The sequence below is a fragment of the Flammeovirga sp. EKP202 genome, from assembly GCF_014534745.1.
Lineage (GTDB): Bacteria > Bacteroidota > Bacteroidia > Cytophagales > Flammeovirgaceae > Flammeovirga.
The window spans coordinates 1-20,290 of sequence record NZ_JACVVP010000063.1 but is presented as its reverse complement, the minus strand read 5'-3'; the positions used below and the strand labels follow the sequence as shown (position 1 = coordinate 20,290).

The window sequence follows — 20,290 nt, the reverse complement described above, 5'->3', positions numbered from 1 at the left end:
CGATTTCAGAACCCATTCTAAGGTTAAATAAAGACACTCTAGTTATGCTAATTGAACCGGGTAAACTTCTTGCAAAAATAGATTCGCCAAGTGATTTGCGTGAACTCTCTATGGATAAATTATATCAAGTCTGTGAAGAGTTACGACAATACATCATAGATAATGTATCCATCTATGGCGGACACTTTGGAGCAAGCTTAGGGGTGACAGAGTTAACAACTGCACTCCATTATGTTTACAACACACCTTATGATCGCATCGTTTGGGATGTTGGTCATCAAGCATATAACCATAAAATCCTTACAGGAAGAAGAGACCAATTTCACACTAATCGTCAGTACGGAGGATTATCCGGTTTCCCCAAACGTGACGAAAGTGATTATGATACTTTTGGCGTAGGGCACTCTTCTACTTCTATTAGTGCTGCGTTAGGTATGGCCATTGCTTCTAAAGAAAAAGGAGAACACGACAGGCAACACATCGCCGTAATTGGTGACGGTTCAATGACTGCAGGTATGGCCTTTGAGGCAATGAACCACGCAGGTGCATCAGATGCTAACATTCTCATCATATTGAATGATAATCGAATGGCCATTGATCCCAATCAAGGTGCATTAAAAGATTATTTGACAGATATCACTACTTCTCCATTCTATAACAAGATCAAGGATGAAGTTTGGAATATGCTAGGAAAGGTCAAAAAGATCGGTCCTCATGCTCAACAAGCTGTATCGGCGGCAGAAAATGCTTTAAAGTCAGCATTATTAGAGCAAAGCAACTTATTTGAGGCACTAGGGCTTCGTTACTTTGGTCCTGTAGACGGACATGATATCAATCACTTGGTACATGTTTTTGAAGATTTGAAAAAAATCCCTGGACCAAAAATCCTTCACGCTGTTACTGTTAAAGGTAAAGGTTATGCATTAGCCGAAAAAGATCAAACACTATGGCACGCCCCTGGTAAGTTTGATAAGTTAACAGGTGAAATCAAAAAGAAAGTGCATAAAACTCCGCAGCCGCCTAAATATCAAACAGTATTTGGTGAGACTATTTTAGAAATGGCAAGGGAGAATGATAAGATCATGGGTATCACTCCAGCTATGCCTTCAGGGTGTTCATTGAATATCATGATGAAGGAAATGCCGGATAGAGCTATTGATGTGGGTATCGCTGAACAACACGCTGTAACATTTGCTGCAGGTTTGGCGGCAGAAGGGATGATTCCTTTCTGTAATATCTACTCGACTTTCATGCAAAGAGCTTATGATCAAGTAGTACATGATGCATGTATTCAAAACTTACCTGTGATTTTCTGTCTCGACAGAGCTGGTTTTGCAGGAGCAGATGGAGCTACCCACCACGGTGCTTATGATATTCCTTTCATGCGTTGTATCCCTAACTTAGTAGTGGCTGCACCAATGAATGAAGCGGAACTTCGTCATATGATGAAAACAGCGGTGAATCACAGAACTTCTCCATTCTCTATTCGTTACCCACGTGGTCAAGGTGTAATGCCTGAGTGGAGAGTACCTATGGAAGAAATTGAAGTAGGTAAGGGTAGAACTGTTCAAGAAGGTGAAGAGATCGCAATTTTAACTTTTGGCCATATTGGTAATTATGTCGTACAATTAAGAGATCGCTTCCAAGTAGCAGGTGTCAATCCAGGTCATTATGATATGCGTTTTGTGAAACCAATAGATGCAGAATTACTCACTGAAATTTTTGCTAAGTATGACAAAATTATCACTATCGAAGATGGTGCTCTTATGGGCGGATTTGGTAGTGCTGTTTTAGAGTGGATGATGGACAATCAGTATACAAACAAAACTGTTGTACGATTGGGTATTCCTGATACTATTATTGAGCAAGGAGAGCAAATTGAATTGCAACGTGAAGCAGGTTTTGATCATGATGGTATATTTGATGCAGTCATAAAACTATCATCAGTTGTTTCAGAAGATGTGAAAGTTTTAGAGAAAACGAAGTAATTGGTCTTTCATTTTTATAAAAAGAAGGATTGAGGCAATATTTTTGAAGTAAGGAATGTTTTAAAAGCATAGCTTTTAGGCATTCCTTATTTTTTTGGTTAATTATCAGGCAAAGCATATGATTATTCGTAAAACTATTCGTTTTCGCTTAGGTATCCTTTTTATCGTCAATACTGTTTTACTACTGTCGACATTAGTATTAGTATTTTTAGGTACACGTTCTTTAGTAGAAACGAACGAGTTAACTGAACAATTCAAAAAATGCAACTCTCTCTACACAGAGTCTGAAATCTACTATAAGAATTTCTTATTGGAAGATTTAATTACAGCAGAGTTTTACAAGAAAAGGAAAAGCACTAACACTATCAGGTCCATCAGTTTATTAGACTCTGCTCTCTATACTGTAGAGGAAGTAAGAAAACACATGGACCGTCTAAACGATTCCAGAGCTAAAGAAATGGAGTTTTTACGCTCAGATATGGAACAACTTAAAGCACAGCAAGACTTTTTAATGAGAAAGTACCTTGACCTCGGTTTTAAAGATTGGGGCATGGTAGGGAATATGCGCTCAAAGATTCATAAAATTGAAAAAACAAATATTCCACTCAATATGGGAATGCTTCTCACCATGAGAAGAAATGAAAAAGATTATCTACTAAGAGGAGAGACCAAGTACTTAAAGCTTTTTGATGAAAGCGTAGAGGAGTTTGAACTAGAAATTGTAAGAATGTATCAAGATCGTTCAATGAATGATTTAACAGAGCAACAAGTCAGAACGCTAAGAGCCAACCTTGCAGCCTATCAATTTGGTATGCATAAAGTGGTAGACTTGATGAAAGTGATTGGTAGAGGTCAAAACTCCGGCTTGATGAAAGATGTCTCTGATCTTCAAGAAAAAATCAATACTCGATTAATTTCCTTATCAGAGAAAGTATTATCAAATAGTGAGAATTATGTCAAGTGGATGATGATCACCTTCCTTATTGTATTTATTTTTCAAGCTGTAATCTTAAGTTGGTTCGTATTTATGTTCTCTAAAGCAGTCGGGAAACGCTTCGAATTTTTACAAGGAGTAACACAAAGAATCAACGAAGGAAAATCACTTCTTGAATTTAAAAATGATCAAAAATATAAGTTTGATGAAGTCGCTGAAATTACAGACAATTTATATTCACTAGATGATCAATTACAAGCTGCCAACACGTTCTCTCGAAAGGTAACTGCCGGTGAGGTGGATGTCACATATGATAAAAAGCACAGAGACACCTCTCTTGCTAACGATTTGATACAAATGAGAGACAAATTCCGAAATGTACAAGAGGAAGAAAAGAAACGTAATTGGGTCATCAATGGTATGGCTCAGTTCAATCAGCTCTTAAGAGAAAAAGTAACAAGTCAAGAAGAGTGGTTTGATAATCTTTTACGAAGCATCATCAACTATATAGAAGCAAGTCAAGGTACTTTCATCCTTATCAATGAGGATCAAGCTGGCAGACAAAATCTAAAATTGATGGCACTTTATGCTTATGACAAAAAGAGATATGACGAAAGACAATATGATCTTGAAAATGGTCTTTTAGGACAAGTATATAAGGAACAAAAGATGGTTTATATAGAAGATGTACCCGACAACTACATCAATATATCATCTGGAATGGGAGGAGCGAAACCAAAATGCTTAATCATCTTACCATTGATTTATGGAGATATCATGTACGGTATCTTAGAGATTTCATCATTCTCAGTACTTGACACCTATCATATCGATTTCCTTCAGAAACTATCAGAAATAATAGCTTCTTCAATAGCGGATATGGATACTTCAAGAGTAGTCGTAAAACTTAGAGAGGAGATTGAATTACAGAAGGAAAGGATAAAAGAATTAGAGGCTCTAGTTATCGAAAAGGCTGAGAATTAAGCTTTTTTAGTCAGAAAATAACATAAGTTATACAATTAATACTTAAGGGATGCAAATACTACTGTTCTAAACTGTTGTATTTGCATCCCTTTTTAGTAGCTTTACCATACATATAAACGAGGACTAAAGGCAATACGTGCCTATTTTGAAACTATGAATACTATGAATGGACAGAGAAAACCATCATTTTTAGAATCTATTATACCAATTCTTTTTTTAATTATTATGCTATCCGTCAATGTCTTAATTTTCAAAGACGATGGATTATCAGGCTCTAATCAAGTTGTATTAATGCTCGCTACGGCTGTAGTAGCGATTGTAGCTATATTTAGATTAAAAGTAACTTGGGATGTACTAATGGATGGAATTGTGGATAGTATTGGCTCAGCCATGCCATCTATTTTGATCTTATTAATGATTGGTGCACTTGCAGGTACTTGGCTTTTGGGAGGTATCGTTCCTGCAATGGTTTATTACGGATTAAAAATCTTAAACCCTTCTATTTTCTTATTTGCTACCATTATTATTTGTGCTATCGTTTCGGTTGCAACAGGTAGTTCATGGTCTACCATTGCCACAGTAGGTTTAGCACTATTGGGAATTGGTAAAACACTAGGAATGTCTGAAGGTCTAGTAGCAGGTGCTATTATCAGTGGTGCTTATTTTGGAGATAAAATGTCTCCGTTATCAGATACGACAAACCTTGCTCCAGCAGTAGCAGGCACTGACTTATTCACGCATATCAAATACATGACGCTTACAACAGTACCGTCATTTACGATTGCTTCGATTTTATTTTTAATCATTGGTTTTGGTTACGAATCAACAGTTTCACAAGCTGACGTTCATGAAGTATTGACAGCTTTGGAAGCATCATTCAATATCTCTCCTTTCTTATTTGTTGTACCTGCATTGGTTGTTTTCTTGATTGTAAAGAAAGTACCAGCTTTGCCAGCCTTATTAATTGGTTCATTGGCAGGAGCAGTTGTAGGATTAATAGCACAACCACAAATTGTTGATCTTTTAGCAGGAGATTTAGCAGGAGATTGGAAAGGATCTTACTTAGTCTTAATGAAGTCAATGTACGAAGGTGTATCCATCTCATCAGATAACACAATCGTTTCAGAATTACTTTCATCAAGTGGCATGGTAGGTATGTTGAATACGATTTGGTTGATTTTAGTAGCGATGGCATTTGGTGGAGCAATGGAAATCAGTGGTATGCTGACAAAAATTACAGAAACTATTATTTCTAAAGTAACAAGCGAAACAGGATTATTTGCTTCAGCTGCATCCACTTGTGTATTCTTTAATATTACAGCTTCTGATCAGTACCTGTCTATTGTAGTACCAGGTAAAATGTATGCAGAAGCTTTTAAAGAAAAAGGATTAGCACCAGAGAACTTAAGTAGAACATTAGAAGATACAGCAACGGTAACATCAGTATTAGTACCATGGAACACTTGTGGCGTAGCACAGTCTACGGTATTAGGTGTGGCTACATGGGCTTACATTCCGTATTGCTTCTTCAACTTATTAAGTCCGATCATGACAGTATTGTTCGCAGCATTAAAAATCAAGATCAAGCGACTTTCAACAAAAGAAGAAGTGGAAGCTTAGAAAGTTCCCTTCTCTTTTCTTCAAAGAGTACTACCAAAACGGGTGGTGCTCTTTTTTTTTCTAAAAATCACTTTTTTAAACATTTGACACATCTAATAGTTACCATTTTAACACCATTTTAGGGTTTAAAATGGTATTTATTTAATAATTGTAAATAATATTTTAAAGAATCCGTTTGTATTTATAAACTTTTTATTACATTTACATCAGATAAGACATTAAAGATTAAAAAACATAAAGATTTTTGATTGATAATGGGTTAATAAAATTAGGTTTAACAGGAAAGAGCTCGCTGCTTCAGCTAGCTTTTTTTGTTTTTATACACTTCTGTATTTTTTACAGAAATAAAAAGGGTGAAAAGTCAAATAAACTTTTCACCCTTTTTATATTTCAATGGTTAATTATCAGATGTATATATGATTTAAACATCCTTCCTCAATCTCAGTTCCGAAGGATAATAATTATTCAAACGGTTTGGCAATACTTTCACCCAACCTAAGGCAAGTCCTTTATATTTGATGATGGCCCAACCTTTTACACCAGGAATAGTTTTAACGCTCATTTCCTGTTTTTTCAAGAAATCAATAGCGTCTCTATATTCAACATCCAATGTAGGAATATTGGAAGCAACAATATTTGAAACAGCTAATTCGTGATCTGGAATCAGTTGACCATTCTTTTTATTGAAGCGTCCCATTTTAATACCTTGATGACGGAGTTTTTGAGTGACTTTCATGATTTTGAAATCTTGTACCATATGAGACGGAATAGCGTATACATCTTCTCCGTCTTGGTAGAATTCAAAATCTTTTCCGCTTTCCAACCATTTTCTTAATTCTTCTGACTCTCTCTTTTTCACCATAAAGACAGATTTCATCTTTTTAGGAGAAACACTGAATTTTTGATGGATAGAAGGTTCCCCTTTCTTTCTGAAAGCGGTTAGGAATAATCCCTCTCCTTTTGTCTTATGGAAAATAAAGCGGTAACCGATGGCTTTAACCCCATTTCTTTCCACTTCTATGGTACTGATTCCCCAAGAAGGATCAATATCGATTTCTAATGGTTCAAACTCATCTGATTCTAGAATTTGAGCTAAACGTTCCTCGTTTTCTTGAGGAGCGAAAGTACATGTACTATAAATATATAAGCCACCCGCCTTTAAGGCATGAGGGATATGATCCACAATACTCTCTTGGATAGAAGCACAAGAATCTACTAAAGACGTTGACCAAAGTTCAGAGGCTTTAGGGTCTTTTCTAAACATGCCTTCTCCTGAACATGGAGCGTCTGTCACTACTACATCAAAGTATTCTCTTAATGGAGCAAAGCTTTCAGCGTAATTACCTGTTACTAATGTATTAGGGTTTCCCCATCTTACAAGGTTGTCAATTAATGGCAGGGATCTTTTGCCTACGATTTCGTTCGATACTAAAACACTCTTAGGTGTCAGAAGAGAATTGATCAATGTACTTTTTCCACCTGGAGCAGCACATAAATCCAATACTCTAAGGTCTTTTTCTAATGGAGCATGTTGTTTTAGTGCTTTCCAAAGGAACATAGAAGAAGCCTCTTGTACATAATAAGCACCTGCAAAAATCAAAGGATCCTCAGCAAACGATGGACGCTTGGCTATATATTGAGCTTCGTCGCACCATGGCACCGGAGTGGTATCTGAAAATGTAATCTCTGCAGGCTTAAAAGGGTTGGTTCTGTAAGATACAGGTACCTGTCCATCAATAGCTTCCTTGAAAGCATCAAAGTCCTCAGCAGAAATTTGTCCTTGAAGACGTTCAGTAAATTTTTTCGGTAGATTTTCAGATCTATTTCCCATGGTGAACTCCTATTATTGTCATCATTATTTCATTAGGGAGACATAAGGTCTGCCCGTATAGTGCGAATATTGTAATTTTTCGTTAATGAATACTGTTATGTTGAATATTATTCGGATTTTTTACAAAATATACTTAGTTTTGCACCCTGAAAATTTTATGTAACACTCGAAGTAACTACGAATTGAGGGGAGCATTATTCGGCACGCGTCATCGCTGTCAAAAGGATATTGTAACGTGAAATTCAAGTTTTTCGCAAAACTAATTTGTGGTTTTATGGATTATTTAAGCCCTGAGTACAAAAAAGAGATCTTTACTTCATACGGTAAAGGTGAAGGAGACACTGGTTCACCAGAAGCTCAAATCGCATTGTTCACTAAGCGTATCCAACACTTAACGGAGCACTTAAAATCGAACAAAAAAGATCACTCATCTCGTCGTGGTTTGATGAAGTTAGTAGGTAAGCGTCGTTCTATGCTTGACTATGTAGCTAAAAAAGACATCAACCGTTACAGAGCGATTATCAAAGAACTTGGTATCAGAAAGTAATTCTTTCTGGTGTAAAAATACCACTCAGGGGATTCCAAAATCTGGAATTCCCTTTTTGTGTATTTATACATTGCCTTTTATTTTGAATAATTTATTGAAATAAAAGACTGGCAAGAAGTGATTTATCCATAAAAAATCACTAATTTTTGGGGTTGGCAAAAGTTCGCTTTTACTGGCTCTAATTAAAGTACTTGGACTAAAGTAATTTCAACAAATCTTTACAGCAATCCTAGTATGAATGCAGATAGGACTAGGTCCTTAAATATCTGCTTTGTTTGAAGAAAATATTAAAAACACAACAACACGATGTTTGAAAACGTGATTAAAAAAACAGTTGCCCTTCCTGACGGACGTGAGATTTCATTAGAAACAGGTAGAATGGCAAGACAAGCAGACGGATCGATCGTTTTGCGCATGGGAAATACAATGCTATTAGCAACTGTTGTTTCTAACCCAGAGAAAAGAGAGGGTGCTGACTTTTTGCCACTTTCAGTAGATTATCAAGAAAAATTTGCGTCTGCAGGTAAGATTCCAGGAGGTTTCTTAAAAAGAGAAGGACGTTTAAGTGATCGTGAAATCTTAATCTCTCGTTTAGTGGATAGAGCTATCCGTCCATTATTCCCTTCTGACTATTATCATGACACTCAGATCATGATTTCTATGATCTCAGCAGATAAAGACGCTTTGCCAGACGCATTGGTGGCATTAGCAGCATCTGCAGCATTATCAATCACAGACATTCCTTTTGATGGCCCTATCTCAGAAGTTAGAGTAATCAAAGATACTAACGGTGAGTACATCGTTAACCCAACTCCAGCACAGATGGAAGGTTGTACACTAGATCTAATGATCGGTGCTACTGCTGAAAACATCACAATGGTAGAGGGTGAAATGCAAGAAGTGGGTGAAGATGAAATGATCGAAGCGATTAAAGTAGGTCATGAGGCTATCAAAACTCAGTGTGCAATTCAAGTAGAATTAAGAGAAGCAGTTGGCGTTACTGAATACAGAGAGTTTGTAGGTGACGTTGAAGACGAAGCTTTAAAAGAAGAAGTTTTCACTGCTCTTTATGATAAATTATATGCAGTAGCAGCTCAAGGTATCAAAGGTAAGTCAGAGCGTAAGGCGGCTTTCACTGAAGTGAAAAAAGCATACTTCGAGGCTTTACCAGAAGATGAAGAAACTGAAGAGAAGTTACCGCTTATCAAGCGTTATGTAGCTAAATGTGAGAAGAAAGCTTCTCGTGATTTAGTATTAAACACGAAGAATCGTTTAGACGGTCGTGATTTAGAGGAAGTAAGACCAATCGTTCCTGAGGTAGATGTATTGCCTTCAGCGCACGGTTCTGCTTTGTTCACTCGTGGTGAAACTCAATCATTGACTACGGTTACTTTGGGAACTAAAATGGACGAACAAATGTTAGATTCAGCAATGGAGTCTAGCTCTAGCAAGTTCATTCTTCACTACAACTTCCCTGGTTTCTCAACTGGTGAAGTAAGACCAAACAGAGGTCCTGGACGTAGAGAAGTAGGTCACGGTAACTTAGGTCATAGAGCTTTACAAAGAGTTCTTCCTCCTGAAAATGAAAACCCATACACTATCCGTATCGTTTCTGATATCTTAGAATCAAACGGTTCGTCATCAATGGCAACAGTTTGTGCAGGTTCATTAGCACTTATGGATGCAGGTGTGAATATCACGGGTACTGTATCAGGTATCGCAATGGGTATGATCTCAGAAAACGATCCTGATACAGGTGAATTAAAATATGCGATCTTATCAGATATCTTAGGCGATGAGGATCACTTAGGTGATATGGACTTCAAAGTAACAGGTACTGAAAAAGGTATTACAGCATGTCAAATGGATATCAAAGTTGATGGTCTTCCATATGAGGTATTGAAGCAAGCTTTAGAACAAGCTAACAGAGGTAGAGCTCACATTCGTGAAGTAATGGATGAAGTAATCTCAACTTCAAGAGATGACTTGAAACCACACGCTCCACGTAGTTTTGTGATGATGATTCCTCAAGACTTAATCGGTGCAGTAATTGGACCAGGTGGTAAAGTGATCCAAGAGATCCAAAAAGACACTGGTGCAACTATCGTTATCGAAGAAGTAGAAAACCAAGGTCAAGTAAGTTTCTTTGCTGTTGATAAAGTAGCAATGGACGGTGCTGTAGATAGAGTAAAAGCTATCGTAGCTCAACCTGAAGTAGGTGAAACTTACCCTGGTACTGTAAAATCATTACAGCCATTCGGTGCATTCGTTGAATTTATGCCTGGTAAAGAAGGTTTATTACACATCTCAGAGATCGCTTGGGAGCGTACTGACAATGTGGAAAGCATCTTGAAAGTAGGTGACAAAGTTGATATCAAGTTACTTGAAATCGATCCTAAGACAGGTAAATTCAAATTATCTCGTAAGGCTTTATTACCAATGCCTGAAGGTTATACTCCTCCTCCTCCACGTGAGAGAAGAGATCGTAATGACCGTGGTGGTGATAGAAGAGGTGGTTTTAACCGTGGTGGTGATCGCGGTGACCGCAGAGATAGAGGCGATAGAGGTGACCGTGGTGGTTACAACAGAAGATAATAACTTATTAAAAGACAGTTTAGTGAATACTTAAGATTTATTTTGAGTATTTGCTAAACTTTATATGTCTTTTTTTAGTCAATTATGTAGTGAATTTATGAACTGCACAATATTTGTAGTGATAAATTCCTGATTATAAATATTTTCTCAAGAAATTCCTTATCTTATAAGAATACTTTTGGGAAAATCTTAACAATGGCAAAAAAGAACGGATGAGACAACTCAAGATCAGTAAACAGATCACGAACAGGGAGTCACAGTCGCTGGACAAATACTTACAAGAAATCGGTAAGGTTGACCTGCTAACACCTGATGAAGAAGTAACTCTTGCAAAGCAAATTCGTGAGGGCGATCAAATTGCATTGGAGAAATTAACGAAAGCCAACTTACGTTTCGTAGTTTCTGTAGCTAAGCAGTATCAGAATCAGGGACTTTCTTTAGGTGACTTGATCAACGAAGGTAACTTGGGTTTGATTAAAGCTGCCCAACGTTTCGACGAGACTCGTGGTTTTAAGTTTATCTCTTATGCAGTATGGTGGATTAGACAATCTATCCTTCAGGCATTAGCAGAACAATCACGTATCGTACGTTTACCATTGAACAGAGTAGGTTCATTGAACAAGATTTCAAAGACTTTCTCTGAATTGGAACAACGTTATGAACGTGAACCATCTCCAGACGAACTGGCAGAAGTTTTAGATGTAACTACAAACGAAGTTGTAGATACAATGAAAATTTCTGGTCGCCACGTATCTATGGATGCCCCTTTCGTACAAGGTGAAGAAAATAACCTTTACGACGTGTTGGAAAACGACATGGAGGAAAAGCCAGATACAGAGTTGATGAATGACTCTTTACGTAAAGAAGTTCAACGTGCCCTTTCAACGTTAACAAAACGTGAGGCAGATGTAATTACTTTATACTTCGGATTAAACGGAGAGCATTCAATGACATTAGAAGAAATTGGAGAGAAATTTAATTTAACGCGTGAACGTGTGCGTCAAATTAAAGAAAAAGCCATCAGACGTCTACGTCATACATCAAGAAGTAAAGCATTAAAACCTTACTTAGGATAGTCAAAAGTAAGTTCTTTTAATGTAACCATATAAAAAGGGTCAGTTATTCATTTAACTGACCCTTTTTATAAAATTAAAATAAATGTGCTATTCTCAAAAAACTCTTTTTCTATAAGTTTCTGTTCTTGTAAGAAAAAGCTCTAACTCACTTAATAAGTAAAAGCGTGAACTTTATTACTGAGCATTGATTTCATCAATTTTCATATAAATATCCTTAACAACAGGGCTATCTTTCATACCAATACCTTCGTAAAGTGAAATTGCTCTTCGATAAGATTTTAAAGCATTAGCTTTTTGTTCTTCGCCCATTTTAGCATAAAGGTCTCCTAACTCTTTAATGCAAGTCACATGCTCTAGGGTCAAAGCTCCATAATAGCCTTCTCTAACTTTTGCTACGCTTTTCAGTGCCTTTTCAGCTTTTACTAAACTGTCTTGTGATGAATATAATCTAGACAAGCTATAAAGAGAGTTTCCATAATCAATATGTTGTTTACCCATATTTTTCTCTCTTGTCTCAAGACCTTTGAGTATTTCTGCTTCCGCATCTTCAAACCTTTTTCTTTCAATATAAAAGAAGGCTAAACTATCCAAAGCTTGTCCGTAGCTTGTATGCTTATCCGATAAATGCTGTTCAGCATCAGTAATTGCTTTTTGATAGAGCTTCTCCGCTTCAGCTTCTTTCTTTTGCTTGCTATTGACTCTTGCCAATGTGATAGTGGCTACAATTCCTTCTGGAGACTTTTCTTTCCCTAGTTTTTGATAGGTAGCCAAAGCCTTTTTAGAATATTGTTCCGCTAATGGGATGTTATTTTGAGTAATTTCAATTTCTGCTAATTCCACATAGGTAGCAGCCACATGTGTACTGTTTTCTGTATGTGTGGCAATATTAGCAGCAAGTTTCTTTTTGATAAAGTTATAGGCATCTTTTGGAGAGTTAAGTTTTTCATCCAAATGAATAGCCAAGCGTTCTACCTCCGTGATATACTTCGGGTTTTTGATTGTTATGGCCTTCGCTAAATTATCAATATACTTATAGTAAGATTGAATAGCTGCACTTTGTTGGCCTGTTTTTTCTAACAAAGAAGCCTCTTGAAGATAAAGCTGTACATAGGTTGATTTTGGAGCCTTTAGCTTTTCATAAGCTGCAATCGACATGCTCAGCTGTATAGAAGCCTCATCAATTCTTTTTAAGCCCATAAAAACCTCAGCTTGTTCAGAAAGAATCTGAGCGTATTCATCCGTACCTTTTAATGTTTTACCTGCTAGGTCTTCAAGGTTTCTATACATTGCATCAGCTTCTTTGTATTTACGGCCCCTCAAGTACAATCTAGCATATTTATGATAAGTGATAGCATAACCCTTCGATGCCTTACCACTTGTTTTTTCTCTAGTGATTAACGCTTTTTGATAATATACATCAGCTTGAGGAAAATTCTTCATGTACAAGCTATTATCTGCAATAGCCTGTTGCGTATCTCCCATTCTTTTAGAGACAGCATTTCCTGATTTTACTAATAATTTTTCAAGAGAGGTATAATAGATATTGGCGTTCCCTAAGTCTTTTTGAGCTTCATAAGATTTCGCTAAGAATTCGATGTTAAGCATATAGTCAGGGTGTGTATCTCCGATGGTTTCAACACCGACACTTCTGGCTGTTTGAAATTTTTGAATTGCTTTATTGTAATTTTTCTGGTCAAATGCCGCTTTCCCTTCTGCAAAGTACGTATTAAAATTTTGAGCAAAACTATTAGAGGATAGGAAGATAAAAAAGACGACGCTAGAAAATAAGTATTTGATAATTTTCGTCATAATAAAAGACAAGTATTTATTTATACATGTTCTACCGGAGTATTCGTATTGATACGAATACTTTTATAAATTTAAGTTAATCTATCTTAAACTAAGAGATTAAGAGTACTTTATCTTAATGCAAATCTTGGTCCTAATGTGATTTGTTAAATGATTTTGGTAGAATTGCAATAGAATAATTAAGAATATTTACTAACCATACGAGAATAATGAAAAAATGGATTCAAGTTTTACTTGTTTTGATACTATCATCACAGGTAATTGCCTCTGATTTAGGTCCAAAAAAGCAACTAGATGAAGGAATGTGGTTGCCAATGTTTGTTTCGCGTCTGAACTACACAGACATGAAAAAAGAAGGTCTCAAGCTTACAGCTGAAGAGATCTATAGTGTCAATAACAGCTCTCTCAAGGATGCAATCGTTCACTTTGGTGGATTTTGTACAGGTGAAATCGTATCTGACAAAGGTTTGATTTTCACAAACCATCACTGTGGTTATGGAGGAATTCAATCGGTAAGTACTGTTGAAAACGATTACTTAACGAATGGTTTCTTTGCAAAAAGTCACGACGAAGAAAAGCCAATTGATGGATTATTTGTACGTTTCTTACAACGTATGGATGATGTATCTGAAAAGGTAAATAAAGAGCTAGAAGGTCTTTCTGGTGCTGAAAGAGCTAAAAAAGCACAAGAAGTAATGGCTGGAATCAAAGCTGAAAAAGAAGGTGAACTGAACAACGATAGCTATGAAGTAGTTGTTAAATCTTTCTTTGAAGGAAACGAATTCTATATGTTCGTTTATGAGCGTTATGATGACATCCGTTTGGTAGGTAACCCTCCAGAAGCTGTAGGTAAGTTTGGTGGTGACACTGACAACTGGATGTGGCCAAGACACACTGGTGACTTCTCTATTTTCCGTGTTTATGCGAGCAAAGATAATAAGCCTGCTAAATACTCTGAAGATAACATCCCTTACACTCCTAAACACCACTTACCTGTTTCTATCAACGGTGTTAAAAAAGACGACTTTGCAATGATTATGGGTTACCCTGGATCAACAGACCGTTATTTAACTTCTGAAGGTGTAAAACAACAAATTGAAGTATTCAACCCATTATTTGTTGAAATGCGTGATGCGATCTTAAAAACTTGGAGAAAGCATATGGATGCTGATCCAAAAGTAAGATTACAGTACGCTTCAAAATATGCGAGTACAGCCAACTATTGGAAATACTTTATTGGTCAAACTAAAGGTTTGAAACGTCAGCATGTAATTGAGAAAAAACAAGCAGAGGAAAGTAAATTCAACACTTGGATTGCTCAAGATACTGAACGTAAAAAAGAATATGGTGAAGTAACTGACATGTTAAAAGACGGTTATGAAGGCAAAAGAGATGGCCGTGTAGCACTAGTTCTTTTAACACAAGGTGGTTTCCGTATAGAAGCAGTAATGCAAGCAAGAAAAGCAGCTCGTTTTGTGGGTGAAGTTTCTGCTGAAGAAGTTTCTGAATCAGTAATTAAAGACGCTAAAGCAAGTGCTTTAGAGCAAGCAAAAGGTTTCTTCAAAGATTACGACTATGCTACAGACAAAGAGTTAGCAGTAGTGTTATTAAAGAAATACAAAGAGGTACTTGGTCGTTCTGAAAATAAAAACCTTCCTGTTCCTTCAGTTTATGAGTTAATTGAAAGAGAGTTCAATGGTGATTATGAAGCATATGTAGAAAAAGCATTTACTACATCTGTTTTCTCTGACCAAGAACGTATGGAAGCATTTATCAATGATCCTTCTGCAACTATTTATGAGGAAGATATGCTAACGCAATTGCACAACGAATTCTTCCAATCTTACCTAGCAGTAGCACAAGGTGAACAAGAAGCTGAGATGAAAGTTGAAGATGGTAACAGATTATATGTGAAAGGTATTCGTGAAATGAATCCTAATAAATCATACTATCCAAATGCTAACTCTACAATGCGTTTGACTTACGGTACTGTAAAAGATTACATTCCTGGTGACGCAATGTTCTATGCTTATTATACTACTTCAAAAGGTTTATTAGAAAAAGAAGATCCTAAAAACCATGAATTTGTTTTACCAAAAGAAATCAAAGAAAAAGTAGTCAACAAAGACTTTGGTAGATATGCAGATCAAAATGGTGAGTTGCGTATTGCATTCATCACTAATAACGATATCACTGGTGGTAACTCAGGTTCTCCTGTAATCAACGGTAACGGTGAATTAATCGGTTTAGCCTTTGATGGTAACTGGGAAGCAATGAGTGGTGATATTGCTTTCGAACCAAAATTACAACGTTGTATCAATGTAGACGTTCGTTATGTACTTTGGACAATTGATAAAGTATATGGAGCGAAAAATATTGTAGATGAAATGACAATTGTTGGAGGTAAGAAAGGAAAAGGAAAAGCTTACGAAGAATTAATGCCTGCAAAGTATTAATTCTAAATGTAGCATTTAATGGAAAGGTTGGTTTGTATTATACAGGCCAACCTTTTTACATTTATAAAAAGGATATACAATGGATAACTTACTCTACACCCTTCAACAAAAAGCAAAATATCACCAACCGCTTATGGTCGGAATCTCTGGAATCGACGGTTCTGGAAAAGGATATATAGGTCAGAAATTATTTGATGGATTAACATCCAGAGGAGTGAAATGTGAATTAATAGGGATTGATGGGTGGTTAGAACAGCCTTCCCGTCGTTTTTCAAAAGAAAATCCAGCACAGCATTTTTATCAAAACTCTTTTCGTTTTAAGGAGATGAATGAGCAGTTGCTGAAACCCTTAAAGCAAACGGGTAATGTTGATTTTATTGCCCAACATTCCGCCCCAGACAATAGTGAAGACCTTGTAGATTTTCATTATCAGATCAAGGATGTTGAGATCATATTGGTAGAAGGTATTTTTCTCTTTCAGGAACAGTTTGATTTTGATTATCGAATTTGGATTGAATGTAGTTTTGAGACTGCCTTTCAACGTGCGTTGGAAAGAAATCAAGAAGGTTTATCCAAAGAGGAATTGAAAGAAGATTATTACACTACCTATTTTCCTGCACAAGAATTACATTTTGAGCATGACCAACCTAAAAAGAGAGCAGATTTTTTTGTGTTGAATGATGGGGAATGAAGAATGTTTTATTGCTATTCTATTGGTTAATTAACCGCCCTCAATGATTTAGGAAGCAACCCAAACTTTTTCTTAATGCTTGATGAAAAATGAGAGGGGTTTTTATAGCGAAGCATAAATGCAATTTGATTGATTGCAAAAGACGAATTTTGAAGAAGGTCTTTTGCTTTTTCTAATCGCTCTTCCTTAATAAACTGATGGGGAGTTTGATCGTAAACCCTTTTGAAATCTTTTTGAATACTACTTTCTGAAATGAAAAATTGTTCAGAAAGGTGTTTTAAGGACAATTCCTCATCAAGGTTTTTAAGAATATATTTTTTAATATCCAATACTCTTTGTAATTGAAGCTGATGATAGTGAGTATGCTGTTCTGTATCTACTTTTTTGATGAGCAATAAAAACTCCGCTAAAATATTATACCCATAACATTTTATCATCAATTCCATCCAATCATAATCTCCCTCTAAATCCACAATTTGCTTTAGTAGAACTTGAATTTTATGAGGACAGAAGTGGTAAAAAGTAAAAGGAGTATCACTGTCAAGTAAATCACGCATTACTGAAAGTCTACTATCCTGCAATTCACTGAAATTAATTCTATTGATATAAAAAGTGATAATCACAAAATCTTCTCCTTTTGGAATGTCTATATATGTTTCATCTTTCGTATTAGACCATGAGATTTCAAAAGATGAAGTGTTGTTATTTAATGGCGTTTTATTTCTGCCAGAATGATAGGCGGGCATATTTGAAAAAACCAATGGAATGATATCATTGTATTTATTAGCCTTTCTTATGAGATGTACATTTTCAGTTGCACGTCCTTTTGCAATGCTAATTTCTACACCTATTTCAAAAGCTAATGTTAAATAGAATATGTTCAATTCAGGTGAATTGACTTCTACGATTCCATAATTTTCTTCAACACCATAATCGTCACATAATTTTTTAGAGATTACACTTGCATTCCCTGCTTCAATAATAAAATCCATATTCCTGTTTTTGGTTATTTTTTTGAATTATCATAGCATATATACCTAAGGAAACGACGTTTGAGATAATATGTTTTTAAAAAACATCACATTAAGAATTATTCAACAACTCTTCCTTTAGGGAGATCTTCTCAACATCTATTTTCATCGGTTATGACACTTAAAAGTATATTAAAAGTAGCACTCTTTGTCATCTTCTATTCCTTGGTTTTACAGGTGAAAGCACAAGATTTTGAAAAATCTGAAAATCTTACCCAACAGTTATGGACAAGTTATAAAGTTACTTATAGTTTAAGTGACAACATGAATATTGTCAGTGATTTAGGCTATAGAACTGTTTCACCGAAAGCATGGAATAGATATTATATCAACCCTGGAGTTGAGATCACTTTACCTAAAATAATGTTTAAGAAGTTAAAATACAAAGAGTCTTTGTCAGGAGGGTTAGCTGTATTTTATACTGATAATAAAGTACTTGAAAATAAACTTGAATTAAGACCCTACCAAGGTTATGCTTTAGATTGGCCAAACTGGAAGCGATTTAGATTAAGACATTCACTAAAATTGGAGGAGCGTTTTGAGATGAATACAAAACAATGGGACAATAATTTCGGAATGCGTTTTCGTTATTTATTCGACCTTAATTTTAGGTTACAAGGAGATTTACTCCCAGAGGCTAAAGGTATTTACTTTCCAATGTCTATTGAATTTTTCTGGAACCTTATTGGAGTAAAACAATTCAATGATGTGGTAAGAACAAGTGCTGGAATTGGTGCTATTCTAACACCGAAATGGGGAGTAGAAATGAGAGCCGGTTATCATTATTCAAGAGATACAATTACAGAAAATTTTTCTACAAACGATATTATTTATCAAGCCAAAGTTTTCTTTAAAATCAACTAATTTTTCCTATACCAAATTTCATTATTAATTATGAAAACAATCATTACACTTTTTATTATGTCTTTATGTGTAAGCTTTTCTTTTGCACAAACAAAACCAAAGTTAGTTCTTCAGATTACGGTAGATCAATTAAGAGGTGATATGCCGTTCAGCATTCAAGACCGATGGACAGAAGGTGGCTTCAAATATCTATTAGATAGCGGAGTATGGTATGCTAATGCACATCATCCCCATGCTAATACAGAAACAATTGTAGGTCACATAACACTTTCTACGGGAGCTTACCCATCTTCACATGGTATGATAAGTAATGCATGGTTTGATTATGAAGAGGATCGCTTGGTCTATAATATTGAAGATAATGCGTACGATGCAACGGGAGGGAAAAGTAGTAGAGATCAAGCATCAGAAGTAGATCATTCTCAAGTATCAAAATCGGAAGGAAGGTCGCCACATAATATTCTTACCACCACATTTAGTGATGAAATGGCAAGTGCTTATGGTCCTCAATCAAAAATATTTGCAGTATCTGGCAAAGACAGAGGTGCTGTATCTATGGCAGGGCATAATGGGAAAGCCTTTTGGTACAGCACAAAAGATGGAGCGTTTACATCAAGTACCTTTTATTATGATGAATTTCCGAAATGGGTAAGCAAATGGAACGGAAACAAGAAAGCAGACCAATATAAAAATGACTTCTGGAAGCTTATGAATGACATCAAAACGTATAGATTTGGAGAGGAAGACGACCGCCCTTTTGAAAACCCTGAAGATATAGGTTACGGAAAAGTGTTTCCACATCCGTATGGCGATAGTAAGTATTATTATACTCTGTTGATGGCGAGTCCGGTAGTGGATGAACTTACAGTGGACTTTGCAAAGCAATTGATAGTTGAAGAAAATATAGGTCAAGATGATGTGACAGATTATTTGAGTATCAGTTTATCAAGTACAGATTATATCGGTCATCTATTTGGACCTAACAGTTTAGAAAGTGAAGATAATTTAATTCGATTAGATCAGAACTTAGCCAATTTATTTCAATTTATTGATCAAAAAGTAGGCTTAGAAAATACCTTGATTGTTTTATCATCAGACCATGGAGCTCCTGAATCAGCACAATCTTTAAAAGCAAAAGGCTTCCCAGTAGATGTATTAGATATTAGCCAACTTGATCTTACTGAAATTGATTTAAAGTTGAAAAAGCAATTTGGTATTGGTAAAGAAGTCATCAAGCTTAATTACGTACCTTATGTCTATTTAGATCGAAAACTCATCAAAGAAAAAGGATTAGATCTAGGCGAAGTATCTAAAGTAATTGCAGAGGAACTGACAAGAATTGATGGAATTGCTTATGCCTATACGAGCACGGATGTGGCCATGGGAAATTTAGCAGATACACCAATTACAAGACGAGTATTGAATAATTATCACCCGAAACGTTCTGGAGATATTTATATAATCAACGAACCGAATTGGAGTTTTACAGTAAACGGAGATATAGCTTTAGTCAATCATGGATCGCCTTGGAGCTATGATACTTCAGTTCCCGTAGTATTTGTTGGAAATCACTTGGAGAAAAAAATGGTTTATTCTGAAATTTCAACAATTGATATCGCCATTACGCTATCAAAATATCTAAAGATTTTAGAGCCTTCAGGGGCAGAAGGACAGCCTTTGGAAGAAGTGTTAAACACCCAGTAAATTCAGTTTTTGTTAACCTTTAATTATTGAAAGAGCACCTATTCCTAAACGAAATTTAGGAGTAGGTGCTCTAAACTATTTACTTAACTGACCTTTCGCTCACCAAAAATTTGCGAATGGTAAAAGTATAAATATAAGGATGCTAAATTAAGCTGTTTTT

The 20,290-nt window shown here is 35.9% G+C and carries 13 protein-coding genes; 10 read left to right on the top strand and 3 right to left on the bottom strand.

Going from position 1 to position 20,290, the window contains the following annotated elements; all coding sequences use genetic code 11:
* Window positions 1-44 precede the first annotated feature (44 nt).
* The 3 genes from dxs (at window position 45) to nhaC (ending at window position 5,526) form a co-directional block, all read left to right on the top strand.
* A complete protein-coding gene (gene dxs / locus IC221_RS25405; RefSeq protein WP_188171644.1) occupies window positions 45-1,988 on the top strand; it encodes a 1-deoxy-D-xylulose-5-phosphate synthase in 1,944 nt (647 codons plus the stop codon).
* A 118-nt stretch (window positions 1,989-2,106) separates the two neighbouring features.
* The gene (locus IC221_RS25400) at window positions 2,107-3,906 is read left to right on the top strand and encodes a GAF domain-containing protein (RefSeq protein ID WP_188171643.1); all 1,800 of its coding nucleotides are present in this window, start codon (window positions 2,107-2,109) and stop codon (window positions 3,904-3,906) included.
* Between the two features lie 162 nt (window positions 3,907-4,068).
* Window positions 4,069-5,526: a Na+/H+ antiporter NhaC gene (gene nhaC, locus IC221_RS25395; protein ID WP_188171642.1), complete on the top strand. Its 1,458-nt coding sequence runs from the start codon at window positions 4,069-4,071 to the stop codon at window positions 5,524-5,526.
* A 421-nt stretch (window positions 5,527-5,947) separates the two neighbouring features.
* Here nhaC and IC221_RS25390 read toward each other — a convergent pair whose 3' ends face one another.
* Window positions 5,948-7,357: a hypothetical protein gene (locus tag IC221_RS25390; protein ID WP_188171641.1), complete on the bottom strand. Its 1,410-nt coding sequence runs from the start codon at window positions 7,355-7,357 to the stop codon at window positions 5,948-5,950.
* Between the two features lie 274 nt (window positions 7,358-7,631).
* Between IC221_RS25390 and rpsO the strand changes: the two genes are divergently transcribed.
* The 3 genes from rpsO (at window position 7,632) to IC221_RS25375 (ending at window position 11,575) form a co-directional block, all read left to right on the top strand.
* Complete coding sequence (rpsO, locus tag IC221_RS25385; protein ID WP_044207600.1) at window positions 7,632-7,904, top strand: 30S ribosomal protein S15; 273 nt, start codon at window positions 7,632-7,634, stop codon at window positions 7,902-7,904.
* 306 nt (window positions 7,905-8,210) lie between these two features.
* Window positions 8,211-10,499: a polyribonucleotide nucleotidyltransferase gene (pnp, locus tag IC221_RS25380; RefSeq protein ID WP_188171640.1), complete on the top strand. Its 2,289-nt coding sequence runs from the start codon at window positions 8,211-8,213 to the stop codon at window positions 10,497-10,499.
* Between the two features lie 212 nt (window positions 10,500-10,711).
* Window positions 10,712-11,575 carry an RNA polymerase sigma factor RpoD/SigA gene (locus IC221_RS25375; RefSeq protein WP_044207596.1) on the top strand — a complete coding sequence of 288 codons (864 nt, stop codon included), beginning with the start codon at window positions 10,712-10,714 and terminating at the stop codon, window positions 11,573-11,575.
* A gap of 174 nt (window positions 11,576-11,749) precedes the next feature.
* On the opposite strand, the gene IC221_RS25370 is transcribed toward IC221_RS25375, so the two are convergent.
* Window positions 11,750-13,384, bottom strand: a complete 1,635-nt coding sequence (locus IC221_RS25370; protein WP_188171639.1) for a lipopolysaccharide assembly protein LapB — start codon at window positions 13,382-13,384, stop codon at window positions 11,750-11,752.
* A gap of 209 nt (window positions 13,385-13,593) precedes the next feature.
* Here IC221_RS25370 and IC221_RS25365 point away from each other — a divergent pair, with 209 nt between their 5' ends.
* Window positions 13,594-15,840: a S46 family peptidase gene (locus IC221_RS25365; protein ID WP_188171638.1), complete on the top strand. Its 2,247-nt coding sequence runs from the start codon at window positions 13,594-13,596 to the stop codon at window positions 15,838-15,840.
* A 79-nt stretch (window positions 15,841-15,919) separates the two neighbouring features.
* Window positions 15,920-16,531: a uridine kinase gene (locus tag IC221_RS25360; RefSeq protein WP_188171637.1), complete on the top strand. Its 612-nt coding sequence runs from the start codon at window positions 15,920-15,922 to the stop codon at window positions 16,529-16,531.
* 26 nt (window positions 16,532-16,557) lie between these two features.
* Here the strand turns inward: IC221_RS25360 and IC221_RS25355 are convergent, their stop codons facing one another.
* On the bottom strand, window positions 16,558-17,523 hold the full coding sequence (locus IC221_RS25355; RefSeq protein WP_188171636.1) for a helix-turn-helix transcriptional regulator: 966 nt from the start codon (window positions 17,521-17,523) through the stop codon (window positions 16,558-16,560).
* 153 nt (window positions 17,524-17,676) lie between these two features.
* Between IC221_RS25355 and IC221_RS25350 the strand changes: the two genes are divergently transcribed.
* A complete protein-coding gene (locus IC221_RS25350) occupies window positions 17,677-18,426 on the top strand; it encodes a DUF2490 domain-containing protein (protein WP_188171635.1) in 750 nt (249 codons plus the stop codon).
* 30 nt (window positions 18,427-18,456) lie between these two features.
* Window positions 18,457-20,130 (top strand): alkaline phosphatase family protein, encoded by a 1,674-nt coding sequence (locus tag IC221_RS25345; protein WP_188171634.1) that lies wholly within the window; start codon window positions 18,457-18,459, stop codon window positions 20,128-20,130.
* Window positions 20,131-20,290 lie beyond the last annotated feature (160 nt).

Bases quoted from the DNA above. Each gene is read 5' to 3' on its own strand.
- IC221_RS25370 (WP_188171639.1), bottom strand. From the start codon at position 13,384: ATGACGAAAATTATCAAATACTTATTTTCTAGCGTCGTCTTTTTTATC.
- IC221_RS25390 (WP_188171641.1), bottom strand. From the start codon at position 7,357: ATGGGAAATAGATCTGAAAATCTACCGAAAAAATTTACTGAACGTCTT.
- rpsO (WP_044207600.1), top strand. From the start codon at position 7,632: ATGGATTATTTAAGCCCTGAGTACAAAAAAGAGATCTTTACTTCATAC.
- pnp (WP_188171640.1), top strand. From the start codon at position 8,211: ATGTTTGAAAACGTGATTAAAAAAACAGTTGCCCTTCCTGACGGACGT.
- dxs (WP_188171644.1), top strand. From the start codon at position 45: ATGCTAATTGAACCGGGTAAACTTCTTGCAAAAATAGATTCGCCAAGT.
- nhaC (WP_188171642.1), top strand. From the start codon at position 4,069: ATGAATGGACAGAGAAAACCATCATTTTTAGAATCTATTATACCAATT.
- IC221_RS25345 (WP_188171634.1), top strand. From the start codon at position 18,457: ATGAAAACAATCATTACACTTTTTATTATGTCTTTATGTGTAAGCTTT.
- IC221_RS25400 (WP_188171643.1), top strand. From the start codon at position 2,107: ATGATTATTCGTAAAACTATTCGTTTTCGCTTAGGTATCCTTTTTATC.
- IC221_RS25350 (WP_188171635.1), top strand. From the start codon at position 17,677: ATGACACTTAAAAGTATATTAAAAGTAGCACTCTTTGTCATCTTCTAT.
- IC221_RS25355 (WP_188171636.1), bottom strand. From the start codon at position 17,523: ATGGATTTTATTATTGAAGCAGGGAATGCAAGTGTAATCTCTAAAAAA.
- IC221_RS25360 (WP_188171637.1), top strand. From the start codon at position 15,920: ATGGATAACTTACTCTACACCCTTCAACAAAAAGCAAAATATCACCAA.
- IC221_RS25375 (WP_044207596.1), top strand. From the start codon at position 10,712: ATGAGACAACTCAAGATCAGTAAACAGATCACGAACAGGGAGTCACAG.
- IC221_RS25365 (WP_188171638.1), top strand. From the start codon at position 13,594: ATGAAAAAATGGATTCAAGTTTTACTTGTTTTGATACTATCATCACAG.